This window comes from Vibrio hepatarius (assembly GCF_043642085.1).
Lineage (GTDB): Bacteria > Pseudomonadota > Gammaproteobacteria > Enterobacterales > Vibrionaceae > Vibrio > Vibrio hepatarius_C.
On sequence record NZ_JBHZSA010000004.1, the window covers coordinates 375,008 to 388,438 of the forward strand.

At 44.7% G+C, this 13,431-nt stretch carries 14 protein-coding genes; 12 read left to right on the forward strand and 2 right to left on the reverse strand.

Annotation, left to right across the window (positions count from 1 at the left end):
• Positions 1-164 precede the first annotated feature (164 nt).
• The 3 genes from fadI to ACHUFZ_RS11015 all read left to right on the forward strand — a co-directional run bounded on the left by fadI (position 165) and on the right by ACHUFZ_RS11015 (position 4,240).
• Complete coding sequence (gene fadI / locus ACHUFZ_RS11005; protein ID WP_394127201.1) at positions 165-1,472, forward strand: acetyl-CoA C-acyltransferase FadI; 1,308 nt, start codon at positions 165-167, stop codon at positions 1,470-1,472.
• Positions 1,472-3,595, forward strand: coding sequence for a fatty acid oxidation complex subunit alpha FadJ (gene fadJ / locus ACHUFZ_RS11010; RefSeq protein WP_394127202.1), 2,124 nt, complete (start codon positions 1,472-1,474; stop codon positions 3,593-3,595). The genes fadI and fadJ overlap by 1 nt, the downstream gene beginning before the upstream one ends.
• 96 nt (positions 3,596-3,691) lie before the next feature.
• Complete coding sequence (locus ACHUFZ_RS11015) at positions 3,692-4,240, forward strand: NAD(P)H nitroreductase (RefSeq protein ID WP_394127203.1); 549 nt, start codon at positions 3,692-3,694, stop codon at positions 4,238-4,240.
• A 41-nt stretch (positions 4,241-4,281) separates the two neighbouring features.
• On the opposite strand, the gene ACHUFZ_RS11020 is transcribed toward ACHUFZ_RS11015, so the two are convergent.
• Entirely contained in the window at positions 4,282-5,157 is an 876-nt protein-coding gene (locus ACHUFZ_RS11020; protein ID WP_134835842.1) for a LysR family transcriptional regulator, read from the reverse strand.
• 245 nt (positions 5,158-5,402) lie between these two features.
• Here ACHUFZ_RS11020 and ACHUFZ_RS11025 point away from each other — a divergent pair, with 245 nt between their 5' ends.
• The 7 genes from ACHUFZ_RS11025 to recR all read left to right on the forward strand — a co-directional run bounded on the left by ACHUFZ_RS11025 (position 5,403) and on the right by recR (position 11,117).
• The gene (locus ACHUFZ_RS11025) at positions 5,403-6,503 is read left to right on the forward strand and encodes a response regulator (RefSeq protein WP_394127204.1); all 1,101 of its coding nucleotides are present in this window, start codon (positions 5,403-5,405) and stop codon (positions 6,501-6,503) included.
• A 160-nt stretch (positions 6,504-6,663) separates the two neighbouring features.
• Positions 6,664-6,795, forward strand: a complete 132-nt coding sequence (locus ACHUFZ_RS11030; RefSeq protein WP_004413335.1) for a hypothetical protein — start codon at positions 6,664-6,666, stop codon at positions 6,793-6,795.
• A 66-nt stretch (positions 6,796-6,861) separates the two neighbouring features.
• Positions 6,862-7,209, forward strand: coding sequence for a YbaN family protein (locus ACHUFZ_RS11035; protein WP_053438665.1), 348 nt, complete (start codon positions 6,862-6,864; stop codon positions 7,207-7,209).
• A gap of 183 nt (positions 7,210-7,392) precedes the next feature.
• The gene (apt, locus tag ACHUFZ_RS11040) at positions 7,393-7,938 is read left to right on the forward strand and encodes an adenine phosphoribosyltransferase (RefSeq protein ID WP_394127205.1); all 546 of its coding nucleotides are present in this window, start codon (positions 7,393-7,395) and stop codon (positions 7,936-7,938) included.
• A 29-nt stretch (positions 7,939-7,967) separates the two neighbouring features.
• Positions 7,968-10,097 (forward strand): DNA polymerase III subunit gamma/tau, encoded by a 2,130-nt coding sequence (gene dnaX, locus ACHUFZ_RS11045; RefSeq protein ID WP_394127206.1) that lies wholly within the window; start codon positions 7,968-7,970, stop codon positions 10,095-10,097.
• 73 nt (positions 10,098-10,170) lie between these two features.
• Entirely contained in the window at positions 10,171-10,500 is a 330-nt protein-coding gene (locus tag ACHUFZ_RS11050; protein ID WP_004413339.1) for a YbaB/EbfC family nucleoid-associated protein, read from the forward strand.
• Positions 10,501-10,514: 14 nt separating this feature from the next.
• Entirely contained in the window at positions 10,515-11,117 is a 603-nt protein-coding gene (gene recR / locus ACHUFZ_RS11055) for a recombination mediator RecR (RefSeq protein WP_053438436.1), read from the forward strand.
• A gap of 70 nt (positions 11,118-11,187) precedes the next feature.
• Here the strand turns inward: recR and ACHUFZ_RS11060 are convergent, their stop codons facing one another.
• Complete coding sequence (locus tag ACHUFZ_RS11060) at positions 11,188-11,436, reverse strand: YkgJ family cysteine cluster protein (protein ID WP_394127207.1); 249 nt, start codon at positions 11,434-11,436, stop codon at positions 11,188-11,190.
• A 442-nt stretch (positions 11,437-11,878) separates the two neighbouring features.
• On the opposite strand from ACHUFZ_RS11060, the gene ACHUFZ_RS11065 reads away from it, so the two are divergent.
• Positions 11,879-12,163 carry a type VI secretion system PAAR protein gene (locus ACHUFZ_RS11065; protein WP_134835833.1) on the forward strand — a complete coding sequence of 95 codons (285 nt, stop codon included), beginning with the start codon at positions 11,879-11,881 and terminating at the stop codon, positions 12,161-12,163.
• On the forward strand, positions 12,147-13,187 hold the full coding sequence (locus ACHUFZ_RS11070; RefSeq protein ID WP_394127208.1) for a hypothetical protein: 1,041 nt from the start codon (positions 12,147-12,149) through the stop codon (positions 13,185-13,187). The genes ACHUFZ_RS11065 and ACHUFZ_RS11070 overlap by 17 nt, the downstream gene beginning before the upstream one ends.
• Positions 13,188-13,431: the final 244 nt, after the last annotated feature.

Genomic DNA, 13,431 nt, shown 5'->3' on the forward strand with positions numbered 1-13,431 from the left:
ACACCAAGTTGACGTGATATGAACTCTCAGCAGTATCATAGGGTTACTGATCCTTTCGTCGAAGGAATCTGGTGTAAGTCACGTTTATTCAAACGCCCGTTTGATTGAATTAACATTTTCGTTACAATGATTCTGGTCAGACCTCTATTAATTAAGGAGCAACAATGGGCAAGCAGGAAGTGAAAACTCGCTCAGGAGAACGTGTGGCAATTGTCGCAGGTTTGCGCACGCCGTTTGCACGTCAAAGTACCGAATTTAGCCAAGTACCAGCCGTGGATTTAGGCAAAATGGTAGTGAGCGATATGCTTGCTCGCACCGAAATCGATCCCAAGTTGATTGAACAAGTGGTATTTGGTCAGGTAGTACAAATGCCAGAAGCGCCAAATATCGCACGTGAGATTGTGTTAGGTACCGGCATGAACATCCATACGGATGCCTACAGTGTGACGCGCGCTTGTGCGACCAGTTTTCAGTCAGCGGTGAATGTCGCTGAAAGTATTATGTCGGGAACCATTGATGCCGGTATTGCAGGTGGTGCGGACTCTTCTTCTGTATTGCCAATTGGTGTTTCAAAAAAACTCGCCGCAAATCTACTTGCGCTCAGTAAAACCAAAACACTGAGCCAAAAATTAAAAATTCTTAAGACTCTGTCATTTAAAGACTTGATGCCAGTGCCGCCTGCCGTAGCAGAGTATTCAACGGGCCTATCAATGGGCCAAACTGCAGAGCAGATGGCAAAATCGCACGGAATTACTCGCCAAGCGCAGGATGAACTGGCTCACCGTTCACATACCCTAGCTGCGCAAGCTTGGAACGATGGAAAAATTGAAGGGGAGGTGATGACCGCTTTCCCTGAACCGTATAAGAAGTGGATTTCAAAAGATAACAATATCCGCGAAGATTCGACGATTGAAGGCTATGCGAAACTGCGCCCAGCGTTCGACCGACAGTACGGCAGTGTGACCGCGGCAAACAGTACCCCATTAACCGATGGTGCGGCTGCAATCATGTTGATGCGTGAAGGCAAAGCGAAAGAACTCGGGCTTGATATTATGGGCTACATTCGCTCATACGCGTTCTCTGCTATTGGTGTCGAAAGCGATATGTTGATGGGTCCATCTTATGCGACTCCTATGGCGCTAGATCGCGCAGGTATCACGTTAGCAGATTTAACCTTGATTGATATGCACGAAGCGTTTGCTGCTCAAGCTCTCTCTAACGTGAAGGCGTTCGGTAGCGATAAGTTTGCCCAAGAAAAACTCGGCCGAGCGAAAGCTATCGGTGAGATCGATATGGATAAGTTTAATGTTCTCGGTGGTTCTATTGCTTATGGTCACCCATTCGCGGCTACTGGCGCACGTATGATTACGCAAACATTAAGAGAGCTACAACGTCGAGGTGGTGGTCTTGCACTCAATACAGCGTGTGCAGCAGGTGGCTTAGGCGCGGCAATGGTACTGGAGGTAGAGTAATGAGCGAGCAAACGGCATTTAACTTATCTATTGATGAACAAGATATCGCTTGGCTATCTATCGATGTACCTGGCGAGAAGATGAACACGCTACAGGCAGCGTTTGCTGCAGAAATGGAAGCGATCTTCACTCAACTGGCAGATAAACAGTCAACGATTAAAGGTTTGATTGTTCACTCTCTTAAGCCCGATAACTTTATCGCAGGTGCTGATGTTCGCATGCTAGATGCATGTACCAGTGCCAAAGAAGCGCAAGCCTTAGCTGAAAAGGGTCAGCAGATGTTTCAGCAATTATCTGATCTGCCTTACCCAGTGGTTGCGGCTATCCATGGTCCGTGTCTTGGCGGTGGTTTAGAGTTGGCGCTTGCGTGTGATTATCGTGTATGTACAGATTCAGATAAGACGCGTTTAGGTCTGCCTGAAGTGCAGCTTGGTTTACTGCCGGGCTCAGGCGGTACTCAGCGTCTACCACGTTTGATTGGCCTACTTCCATCGCTTGACCTGATCCTTACGGGTAAGCAGCTTCGTGCTAAGAAAGCGAAAAAACTGGGTGTAGCTGACGCAGTGGTTCCTGAGACCATTTTACTTGAAGTCGCAAAGAGCTTTGTTGAGAAGAATGCGGGTAAGAAAAAGAGTAAACGTAAAGCCTCAACCAAAGAGAAGCTTATCTCGAACACAGGTTTAGGACGTAAAGTCATTTTCGAACAAGCAGCGAAAAAGACCAACGAAAAGACACGTGGTAATTACCCAGCCGCAGATGCGATCCTTGAAGTGATTCGATTTGGTCTAGAGAAGGGCTTTGAGCAAGGTCAGCAAAAAGAAGCCGAGCGATTTGGTGAGCTAGTGATGACATCAGAATCGAAAGCGCTTCGTTCAATCTTCTTCGCCACAACAGAGATGAAGAAAGAGCACGGCAGTGATGCAGAGCCAAAAGCGATTGCTAATGCCGCTGTGTTAGGTGGTGGTTTGATGGGCGCAGGAATTAGTCACGTGAGCGTGGCCAAAGCTAAAGTCCCTACACGCATTAAAGATGTGTCGAATGATGGTGTATTGAACGCGCTGAAATACAACTATAAGTTGTTCGAAAAGCAGCGAAAACGCCGAATTATCTCAAAAGCTGAACTGCAAAGTAAGATGCTGCAGCTATCGGGTGGGGTAGATTTCACACGCTTTAACCACACTGACATTGTCATTGAAGCGGTATTTGAAGATTTAGACCTTAAACAGAAGATGGTTGCTGATATTGAAGAGAACGCGAAAGATAACACCATTTTCGCGACTAATACTTCATCTTTGCCAATTCATCAAATTGCAGAGAAGGCGCAGCGCCCTGAGAATGTTGTCGGTCTGCACTACTTTAGCCCAGTAGAGAAAATGCCGCTGGTTGAGGTCATTCCTCATGAAACGACATCAGACGAAACAATTTCTACTGTGGTTGAGTTTGCTCGTAAGCAAGGTAAGACGCCGATTGTCGTTAAAGATTGTGCAGGCTTTTATGTAAACCGCATTCTTGCGCCGTACATGAATGAAGCCGCGCAAGTGCTGCTGTCTGGTGAGCCGATTGAGCAACTAGATAAAGCACTGCTTAATTTGGGTTTCCCTGTTGGGCCAATCACTTTGCTCGATGAAGTGGGCGTTGATATTGGCGCGAAGATCATGCCGATTCTGGTTGCAGAGTTAGGCGGTCGCTTCCAAGGGCCAGATGTGTTCGACAAGCTGCTCAATGACGGCCGAAAAGGGCGTAAGAGTGGTAAAGGTTTCTACACTTACAAAGGTAAGAAGAAAGAAGTCGATAAATCGGTTTATAAGCTTCTTAGCCTTAACCCTGAGTCAAAATTGGCAGAGAAAGATATCGCGATGCGCTGCGTGCTGCCAATGCTTAATGAAGCAGTACGCTGTCTAGATGAAGGCATTATTCGCAGTCCAAGAGACGGTGATATCGGCGCGATCTTCGGTATTGGGTTCCCGCCATTCCTTGGTGGTCCATTCCGCTATATGGATCAAATTGGTATCAAGCAGCTTGTAGAGATTATGAACGAGCATGCGAAAAAGTACGGCGATCGATTTGCCCCATGCGACGGTCTACTGACTAGAGCCGGTATTGACGAGAAATTCTATCCATAGAGATAGTGAAACGAAAAGGCGAGCCAAGAGGTTCGCCTTTTTAGTTTGTGAGAGTTATTATCAAGAAGAAAAATAGAAAATTAAAAAGGAAGTCAAATGGATGCTCTAGATTTGTTGCTCAATCGTCGCTCAATTGCAAAGTTGTCAGAGCCAGCTCCAGAAGGTAATGCCCTAGAAAATATTATTCGCGCTGGCCTACGTGCACCGGATCATGCGGGTCTTACCCCTTGGCGTTTTGTCATCGCTCAAGGTGAAGGGTTAAGTAAACTATCAGATATCTTAGTGAAAGCGGCTGAAGCGGAACAAAGCGAGCAATCGGTCGTCGATAAGGTTAAGAACGCACCTTTTAGAGCGCCTATGGTGATCACGGTTATCGCTAAAGTGACAGAGCACGAAAAAGTGCCAGCCATTGAGCAGCACCTATCTGCAGGGTGCGCCGTACAGGCGATGCAGATGGCTGCGGTTGCTCAAGGTTTTCAAGGCTTTTGGCGCTCAGGTAAATGGATGTTCCATCCAGAAGTACATCAAGCCTTTGGCTTAGAGGGAGAAGATCAAATCGTCGGCTTCTTATACCTTGGTACGCCAAACTGTACGCCAATGAAAGTTCCAGAGCGTGACTTAACCAAATTTGTTGAGTATTTATAGCCAAATAAAAAAGAGCTCGGTCACTGACCGAGCTCTTTTTTCTAGTGAATGTTGTAGGCGATGACAAAGTCGATAAACAATCGCACCTTCTCAGGCAAATGATCTTTGTGGTTATACAGCATGTAAATGTCGCGCGGGTTGGCGCTCCAATTCTCAAGCACTCGAACCAAACTGCCGTCGTCAATGTACTCTTTGATCATTACGTCTGGCATCAAGGTAATACCAAGACCATCAGAACAGGCACTTCTCACCACGTTTAATGTGTCAGCTTGGAAACGTCCTTTGTCATTATTTACCACAATCTCGCCACTGTGATTAGACAGTTGCCATTTCAGTAATGGTGCACCTTTTAACAGCGAATGCTGATGTAACTCTTCAGCATGCTGAGGCGCCGGGTATTTCTTTAGGTACTCTGGGCTAGCAACGAGAATATCCGCTACAGCACTGATTTTACGTGCAATCAGACTAGAGTCGCGCTGAGGACCGACGCGGAAGATCACGTCCCACTCGGTCGGATCCAACTGATCTGCTTGATTACTAGTGGTGAGCTCAATATTGATATCTGGGTATTGGATCATGAAGCCATTGAACATTGGCATCATCATTCGCTTGGTTAGATTCGATGGGGCAATGATGCGGATTTTGCCCGCGGCTCCACGGCACTCATCGGTGATCTCTTCGGCCGCAGACGTCAGGCGATTTAATAACGGAGAACATTCGTTAAAAAAGCGCTCACCTGCCTCTGTAAGAGAAAGTTTACGGGCATGGCGATTTAGAAGACGGAGGTTTAATGACTCCTCTAATGCCTGAATGCGTCGCGTAATTGTCGCAACAGGGATCATCGTTTTACGGGAAGTTGCTGTATAGCTCCCATTTTCAACGACAAGCCTAAATAGGTTTAGATCATCTAGTTTCATTATGTCGGACACACTTTTTTACGAATTTGGTTAATTTATATGTATATCAAATGTCAAAGCTTGAGTCACATCAACAAGTTTATAGAAAGTTGATATTCCATACATATAGTATGCAACAAGGCCTCAAAGTGGAAGATTTGTATAAATCACCGTTCAAGGCTACTTTTTAAAGAGTGTGTGAAACAATCGACAAGAATAACAATAATAATACAGTTGTACTCTTAGTTGTGTGAGGCGTAGGTATTATGCATAAGACAATAGAAGTTGGAACCAACGCGGCTATGCCTGTCGCTGCGGCCCAAAAACTGATTATGCTGGTGGACGACGATCCTATATTTCGTCGTATTACTTCAGGTTTTTTAGAATCTCAAGGTTACAAAGTTGTTGAAGCGGAAGATGGTCTTGATGGCTTACAGAAACTTCGTAATCATGAGCCGGATCTTATTCTCTGTGATCTCTCAATGCCGATATTAGACGGAATCGAGTTCGTTGAAGAAGTCAGCTTAGAATACCCATCCATGCCCCTTATCGTCGTTTCTGCTACCGACGATATCGCCGACGTGGCTAAGGCGTTGCGTTTTGGTATTAAAGATTTTCTGCCTAAACCGATTGGCAATCATGAACATCTTGCCTGTGCGATTGAAAATACCCTTGATGATTCAGATAACCATCTAAGCGACCAACGTGACTTTTCAAGTCAATGGTTTCGAGTCGATAGCGGTGATGTCCCTGAAGAGCAAGAACTGCACTGGCACCTTGAATACCTAGATGACAACCCAAGTGCGGCGAAAGATCTGTTGCATGCCTTACTTCCAGATAAAGATACCTCTCAAGGAGACTGGAAGTGCGGCTATCGCCTATTACAGTCAATTGATGTCATGCCACTTGTCGTGGACTATGCGTGGCTAATGAATGGTCAATTTGCGTTCTACATTGTGGACTCGAATAGTGAAGGGCAGCATGGCGCAGCGACAACTTTACTCGTACGAGCACTGTTCCATGACTACTTACGTAACCTTAAGTGCTTCAATGCTGATTTAAAAGATCTCGCTACTTTGCTAGAGAAAGGGATCAAGTGTTCCGACTGCAGTACGCCAGTGAAGGCGCTATTTGGTATTGCAGATTTATCTGAGGGGACGCTGTCGATACTTCCGGCAGGTTTAGACGCGCAGTGGGCCAACGGTTATTTGTCGCAGCACATTAACGCCGGTGAAATGCTTGGCGATAATTGTCTTAAAAACTTTATCACTACAGATTTAAATATTCAGTCTGCGTGTCAATTAACCTTGAGCTGCCTCGGCTCAAGTAGCTTTAGTTTAGATATCTATCGCGGGGCCAGCGCCTAATTCGAAGTGATAGCTTTTTAATAACCCTTTTTTTGGTCGGTGTTTGTAACTGACCGAATAGGGTATAGTCCGCCATAAACAAAAATAGCCCAACTTATTAACATCTAGTTAATGATCTATTGGGCATATCGTCACCTTCAAGATTTAGAGAAGCAAGCTCATGGCAGACAACGATTTTAAAGAACCTTATAATATCTTCTACTTTCTAGGATTTATTGCTGTACTACTGATCCCAACTCTTCCAGCAACACTGACTTGGATTCGAGTGTTGAATGGGTACGCAGGGTTCTAATAGCGGCTTACGGAGCATGCCATCATTATTCGCAGAGTTTTTCTATACGTTGTTGGCGTGCTCAGCCTGATTCTGGGCATCATCGGTATTTTCCTTCCCCTTCTTCCTACTACGCCTTTCATTCTGCTATCAAGCGCTTGCTTTATGCGCAGCAGCCCTCGTTTTCATCGTTGGTTACACAATCACAAAACGTTCGGGCCAATCTTAGATAACTGGCATCAAAATCGCGCTGTCACAGCCAAAGTGAAAAAGCGTGGCGCTATCTGGATTGTATTCAGTTTTACGTTGTCAATTTGGGTCGTGCCACATTTCTGGTTAAAGATCATGCTAGTGGTAATGCTGGTGGTATTGCTGAGCTGGTTTATTCGTTTACCTGTGACTGAGTACCTTGCCGATAGCAAAGAAAATCACTAAGATTGCTGGGAAGTGTGCCCACTTTTTTAAGTGGGCGTTTGTTTTTTAGGCACTGTTTTAAGCACAACGATCCGTGATGACTGTTTCGGGCATATCTATAGGGTAGATTGTGCTAAAAACTATGCTGAATCTAGACCCAGTGATGGTGTCTAGCAATGATATAGCCAATCTAAGTATAGAATTATGACAACTGAAACAATCACGCAGATCAAATCGAGCATCAAAAGTATTCCTGACTACCCAAAACCAGGCATCCTATTCCGTGATGTGACGAGCCTAATGGAAGACGCAAAGGCTTACCAAGCTACTATCCAGCTACTTGTTGATAAGTACAAAGATATGGGCTTTACCAAAGTGGTTGGAACTGAAGCTCGTGGTTTCCTATTTGGTGCTCCACTGGCTCTTGAGCTAGGTCTTGGTTTTGTGCCAGTACGTAAGCCAGGCAAGCTACCTCGCGCAACGGTTGCTCAGTCATACGAGCTTGAATATGGTACCGATACACTTGAAATTCATACTGATGCCATCACAGAAGGCGACAAAGTGCTAATGGTTGATGACCTATTGGCAACAGGCGGCACAATCGAAGCAACGACTAAGCTAATTCGTCAGCTTGGTGGCGTTGTAGAACACGCTGCGTTTGTGATTAACCTTCCTGAAATCGGTGGTGATAAGCGTCTTGAAGGTTTAGGCCTAGACGTATACAGCATCTGTGAGTTTGAAGGTCACTAATCGGGTAGGTTTGTAATGGATATAGTTTCATGAGTTATCTTGCCTTAGCGCGAAAGTGGCGACCGACTAAATTCAATGAAGTAGTTGGTCAAGCCCACGTTTTAACAGCACTTGAAAATGCTTTAGCCCAGAACCGTCTGCACCACGCGTATCTGTTTAGTGGGACGCGAGGGGTCGGTAAAACATCGATCGGACGTTTGTTTGCTAAAGGGTTGAACTGTGAATCAGGGATCACCGCCAATCCATGTGGTACGTGTGATACTTGTAAAGAGATAGACGAAGGTCGTTTTGTTGATTTATTAGAAATCGATGCGGCTTCTCGCACTAAGGTTGAAGATACTCGTGAACTGTTGGATAACGTTCAGTACAAACCTGCACGTGGGCGCTTTAAGGTTTACCTTATCGATGAAGTCCACATGCTTTCGCGTCATAGTTTCAATGCGCTGCTTAAGACGCTTGAAGAGCCGCCTGAGTATGTGAAGTTCCTGCTCGCGACAACCGATCCGCAAAAACTGCCGGTGACGATTTTATCGCGCTGTCTTCAGTTCCATTTGAAGCCAATCAGTGTTGATACTATTCATGAGCAGCTTGATCATATTCTAAAAGAAGAGCAAGTCAGCGCAGAAGCACGCGCCTTGGGTATGATTTCTCATGCGGCTGATGGCAGTATGCGTGACGCATTGAGTCTAACGGACCAAGCCATTGCACTTGGCAATGGTCAAGTTCTGACGGATAGCGTAGCGCACATGCTCGGCACGCTAGATACTGATCAAGCATTGCATCTACTAGAGGCTATTAGCTCCAAGCAAGCTCAGACCGCTATGGAGTGCATCTCTGCATTGGCTCAAAATGGTGTTGAGTGGGACGGGTTACTTCAACAGTTATCGACTCAATTGCATCGCCTAGCGATGTACCAAGCTCTACCTGCAACATTAGACCAAGCGCAACCTGACGCTGAAAAAATTGAATTATTAAGTCGTGCTTTGAGCCCGCAAGATGTTCAGTTGTACTACCAGATTGCATTGAAAGGCCGAGAAGATCTGCCTTTGGCACCGTCTGAACGTATTGGTCTAGAGATGGTTATTCTGCGAATGATGGCATTTAGGCCTGCGTCTAAACCGCAGGCGAACGTGATTTCAACGGATGCAGAGCCACAGCTTGCGAGTGCGCCAGTAGCTGCGCCCGTAACTTCACGGCCTGCACCGAAGCCGTCTCAGGTTGCCCCTGCGCCTCAAGCGCCGCAGCCGCCAGCATCTCAGAATATGACATCTGCGAATCCAGTGCCGCCAGCGCAAGGTTATGATGCGCCGCCAATGGATTACATGCCTGAGCCTCCGCCGCACTACGACGAACCTCAATATATGCCACCAGAGCAATATGGTTCAGTGCAGGAAGCGCCACAGTCTCAACCGATGAATCGCTCGCAATCTGATGCACGTTCATCGTCACCAGTGAGTGGCTTGAGACATCAACTGCGTTCTCAGCGTAAAGGTATTAATCCAACTCAGGGTAATTCGCCAAAAAAGGCTAATGCGACATCTGCAAAATCAGAGTCTGTTCTTGACCGTGTAGCTAAGAAACACGTTGGAGCAGGGCAGGTGTCGCCATTATCAAGCCATAACCCAAATGTGGCACCTGAACCCGCTAAGAATGAGCCTTATCAGTGGAAGCCAATTCTTCCACAGGCAAAAAAAGAGACATTAGAACTAACGCCAACGTTACTCAAAAAGGCGTTAGAACATGAGAAAACACCAGAAATGGTGCAAAAGCTAGTCGATGAGAGTTTGAACCAAAGTGAATGGGCCAAACTTATCAGTCAGCTCAACACGGCGAAGCTAACCGAGCAATTAGCACTGAATTCTTGGTATGAGAAAAGTGGCTCAACCATCGCTTTAACACTACGATCAACACAGGCGCACTTAAATACCGATAAGGCTCAAAGTGAACTGCTTGGTGAACTAAATCGAGTATTAGGTGAAGAATGCCAATTAAGCGTTGAAGTTGGTGACAGCGGAGAAACCCCGCTTGAGTTGAGAGATAAACTCTACCAAGGCCGACTGCAACAGGCATTTACCAGCTTAGAAAATGATCCGCATGTGCAATTTATCGAGAAGCGATTTGCGGCAGATCTAGACTCCGAGAGTGTAAGGCCAATTTAATTTGAGGGGTTGAAACTATTTGTCTTCAACCCAATCTAATAACGAAATAAGCTAAATAACCAGAGAGATAAACATGTTTGGTAAAGGCGGTATGGGCAATCTAATGAAGCAAGCCCAGCAAATGCAAGATCGCATGCAAAAGCTTCAAGAAGAAATCGCTAATATGGAAGTAACAGGTGAGTCTGGTGCTGGCCTAGTGAAAGTAACCATTACTGGTAGTCACAGTGTGCGTCGTGTTGAAATTGACGAGAGTCTAATGGAAGACGACAAAGAAATGCTAGAAGATTTGATCGCAGCTGCTTTCAACGATGCGGCGCGTCGTGTTGAGGAAACTCAAAAAGAAAAAATGGCAGGTGTAACTGGCGGTATGCAACTACCACCAGGCATGAAGATGCCATTCTAATCGAGTAAAGATTAATGCGCACCAGTCATATGCTGGAGCAATTGATGGAGGCCTTACGTTGTCTACCTGGGGTTGGCCCCAAGTCGGCGCAGCGTATGGCCTTTCATTTGTTACAGCGAGATAGAAAAGGCGGATTGCAGTTAGCGGATGCGCTCAGTCAGTCAATGACCGAAATTGGTCACTGCAGTGAATGCCGAACTTTTACTGAAGAAGAAGTTTGTCATATCTGTACCAATCCAAAACGACAAGAAAATGGCCAAATGTGTGTTGTAGAGAGCCCTGCAGATATTGCTGCGGTAGAAGCAACTGGTCAGTTTTCTGGGCGTTACTTTGTATTGATGGGGCACCTATCACCCTTAGATGGAATTGGCCCTAGTGATATTGGCCTCGACGTGCTCGATTACCGTCTTCGCCGTGGAGATGTCACTGAAGTGATTCTGGCGACCAACCCGACAGTAGAAGGTGAAGCGACTGCTCATTACATAGCAGAGCTTTGTCGTGAACATCAGGTCTCTGCAAGTCGAATTGCTCACGGAGTCCCTGTGGGCGGTGAACTAGAGTTAGTTGACGGTACAACATTGTCGCACTCATTGCTCGGCAGGCAAAAACTGTCCTAGTAAAAAACCGCAGTTACTGCGGTTTTTTTGTACCCGAAAAACACGACTGGCAAATAATTGCCCGCTCAATTTAGGTGATAATTTCAAGCTCAGTAATGTTGTCCAACGCTTGTTGCGTCGTAGTTCCACATATGACTGGGCATGCTTTGAATTGGTGACATACCTTGGGTCTTTCTGCTTTTCCAAACAGACTACACAGATTCTCGTTATTGAGCTGAATACAGCGTACACCAGCAGGTTTGCCGTTTGGCATTCCTGGAATAGGAGATGAAATACTCGGAGCAACACAACAAGCTCCGCACCCTAATCGACAATCCATTCCACTGACCTCATGAAAATTTAGCGAGCGATACTAACACAGACTGCTACGCTGTTCACGATATTACATATATTAGTAATATATGTTTTATCGGGAATGTTCCCAAAATAATAATAAAAAATCCAAGATTAATTCCAAAATGATTAATTTTTATTTTATTAATATGTCATTAATGACTCCTCTATAAAAACTGTTGGCATATTAATAATAATTTAATTATTAATGCTAAGTGCTATGAAATTGATATGTTTATTATTTAAATGCTTATGGAGTGAGGATCGGAAATATATTACTCATTACGGGTAAATAGTTGCCAGTGAGGCAATAAATAAGTTAGAGTCCCCACCTTACTTAACGTATTTATTAGCCTTTAGTATGAGTTAATATCTGGTTTGATATTTGCTTAATGGCTGTATCAGGATGAAACGTCTAGGAGACAGAAATGGGCAAAGCAGCTCTTGTTGGGCATATAGGCACTGGCCATGATGGATTTCCACCGACCCCGATTATATCTGGTTCGGGAACAGTAAAAGCAGATGGTATTTCGGTCGCCCGTCTGGGAGACCCTTTAGAAGCGCACGATAAACCTAAGAATCCTAAACATGATAGGGCGATTTCTTCTGGTTCAGCTACCGTAAAAATTGACGGTAAACCGGCTGCTAGAATAGGAGATTCCGTAGGCTGTGGTGGTGTTTTGCAAGGGGGAAGCAGTGTTAATATTGGCTAGATACTTATTCCATGTATTAGTCAAAAAAACACTTGTTACACTGGCTTTTATTATCTGTTTTTCTTCTTGGGCTGTCGGGAAAGAAATGTACGATGTTAGTGCGTTGACACCTGAAGAAGCCTACGAATATGGCGAGCTTTTACGAGTTCAGCTCAAAAATGATGCCGCATTAGAATACTTAAAATTCGCCGCTGACGCTGGCCATGCTAACGCGAGCTATGTATATGCGATTGAGCTGAAGAGAAAGCGCACTGCTTATCAAGAAGATAACTCTTATCAACAATACCTGACACTCGCAGCGAGCAATGGCAGCTTGGCAGCAATGCATTACCTATACACTAAAGCTGCTTGGGTAAGCTCTGCTGAAAAGTCCAAGCTGCGTGATGAATACCACGACCAACTGATAGAGCTTGGTGCCACGGAGCCTAGCTTCGCGTACTTCAGATTATCTCAGTATTACTTTATCAATGACAATGAGCTATCTGCATACTATTTAGAAAAAGCGCAACAGTTTGGTGTGGCAAAAGCTTTTATGGAAGAAGGTGAAAGGATTAAAAATGGTCATATAAGCTTCATTTTTCAGGCTAAAAAAGACCGGACTATTATGAGCCAGTACGTTAAGGCCGCTGAGTTAGGTTATATACCCGCGATTAGACGTATTGTCGCGATATTTGAAGCAGGGAGTGATTTCCAACAAGCTTTGATTTGGCGTGAAAAAGCCTTAGAAAGTGGGGATTTAACCTCTCTTCTGTCTCTTTCAAAAATTTATCGAGGCGAGAGTGAGCAGTATGACTTCGTTGGTATAGATTTAGTTAAATCAAAAGCATATCTAGAAGTGTTTTTACAGACAGCAGGTAGAGACGTATTGCCATCTTTATATTCTCAAGCTGAAGATGATTTCGCTAAACTTGCAAAGTTAACCGATAAAGAACAAACAAAGAAATCTGACTATATTAGGAATGCCTTAATGTCAGGAAAAGATTTTATTAGATATGATGAAGTGTTAGATAGTGTCCGGTATTAATTAAGAATATCTCTATGCGGTATAAATCATATTTGTGTCGGATTATTCTTACTATTTACCGGTAGCTGTCTTATTTTTCGCTTTTAGCAAATAAAGTAATATTCCACACTAATGAATTGAGATTAAATTTATGTTTATTTCTGATAAATAAGTACTACGTAGTGAAAGAAATTATAGCTAATTTATTTCTTTGCTTACGCTATTTAGGCTATTAATCCTAATTCAGTAAACGTCAACCACCCTG

What these genes read in the sequence shown, in the direction of transcription:
- ACHUFZ_RS11025 (WP_394127204.1), top strand. Translation starts at nt 5,403, where the DNA reads ATGCATAAGACAATAGAAGTTGGAACCAACGCGGCTATGCCTGTCGCT.
- recR (WP_053438436.1), top strand. Translation starts at nt 10,515, where the DNA reads ATGCGCACCAGTCATATGCTGGAGCAATTGATGGAGGCCTTACGTTGT.
- ACHUFZ_RS11030 (WP_004413335.1), top strand. Translation starts at nt 6,664, where the DNA reads ATGGCAGACAACGATTTTAAAGAACCTTATAATATCTTCTACTTTCTA.
- ACHUFZ_RS11050 (WP_004413339.1), top strand. Translation starts at nt 10,171, where the DNA reads ATGTTTGGTAAAGGCGGTATGGGCAATCTAATGAAGCAAGCCCAGCAA.
- ACHUFZ_RS11060 (WP_394127207.1), bottom strand. Translation starts at nt 11,436, where the DNA reads ATGGATTGTCGATTAGGGTGCGGAGCTTGTTGTGTTGCTCCGAGTATT.
- fadI (WP_394127201.1), top strand. Translation starts at nt 165, where the DNA reads ATGGGCAAGCAGGAAGTGAAAACTCGCTCAGGAGAACGTGTGGCAATT.
- ACHUFZ_RS11015 (WP_394127203.1), top strand. Translation starts at nt 3,692, where the DNA reads ATGGATGCTCTAGATTTGTTGCTCAATCGTCGCTCAATTGCAAAGTTG.
- ACHUFZ_RS11065 (WP_134835833.1), top strand. Translation starts at nt 11,879, where the DNA reads ATGGGCAAAGCAGCTCTTGTTGGGCATATAGGCACTGGCCATGATGGA.
- ACHUFZ_RS11020 (WP_134835842.1), bottom strand. Translation starts at nt 5,157, where the DNA reads ATGAAACTAGATGATCTAAACCTATTTAGGCTTGTCGTTGAAAATGGG.
- fadJ (WP_394127202.1), top strand. Translation starts at nt 1,472, where the DNA reads ATGAGCGAGCAAACGGCATTTAACTTATCTATTGATGAACAAGATATC.
- apt (WP_394127205.1), top strand. Translation starts at nt 7,393, where the DNA reads ATGACAACTGAAACAATCACGCAGATCAAATCGAGCATCAAAAGTATT.
- dnaX (WP_394127206.1), top strand. Translation starts at nt 7,968, where the DNA reads ATGAGTTATCTTGCCTTAGCGCGAAAGTGGCGACCGACTAAATTCAAT.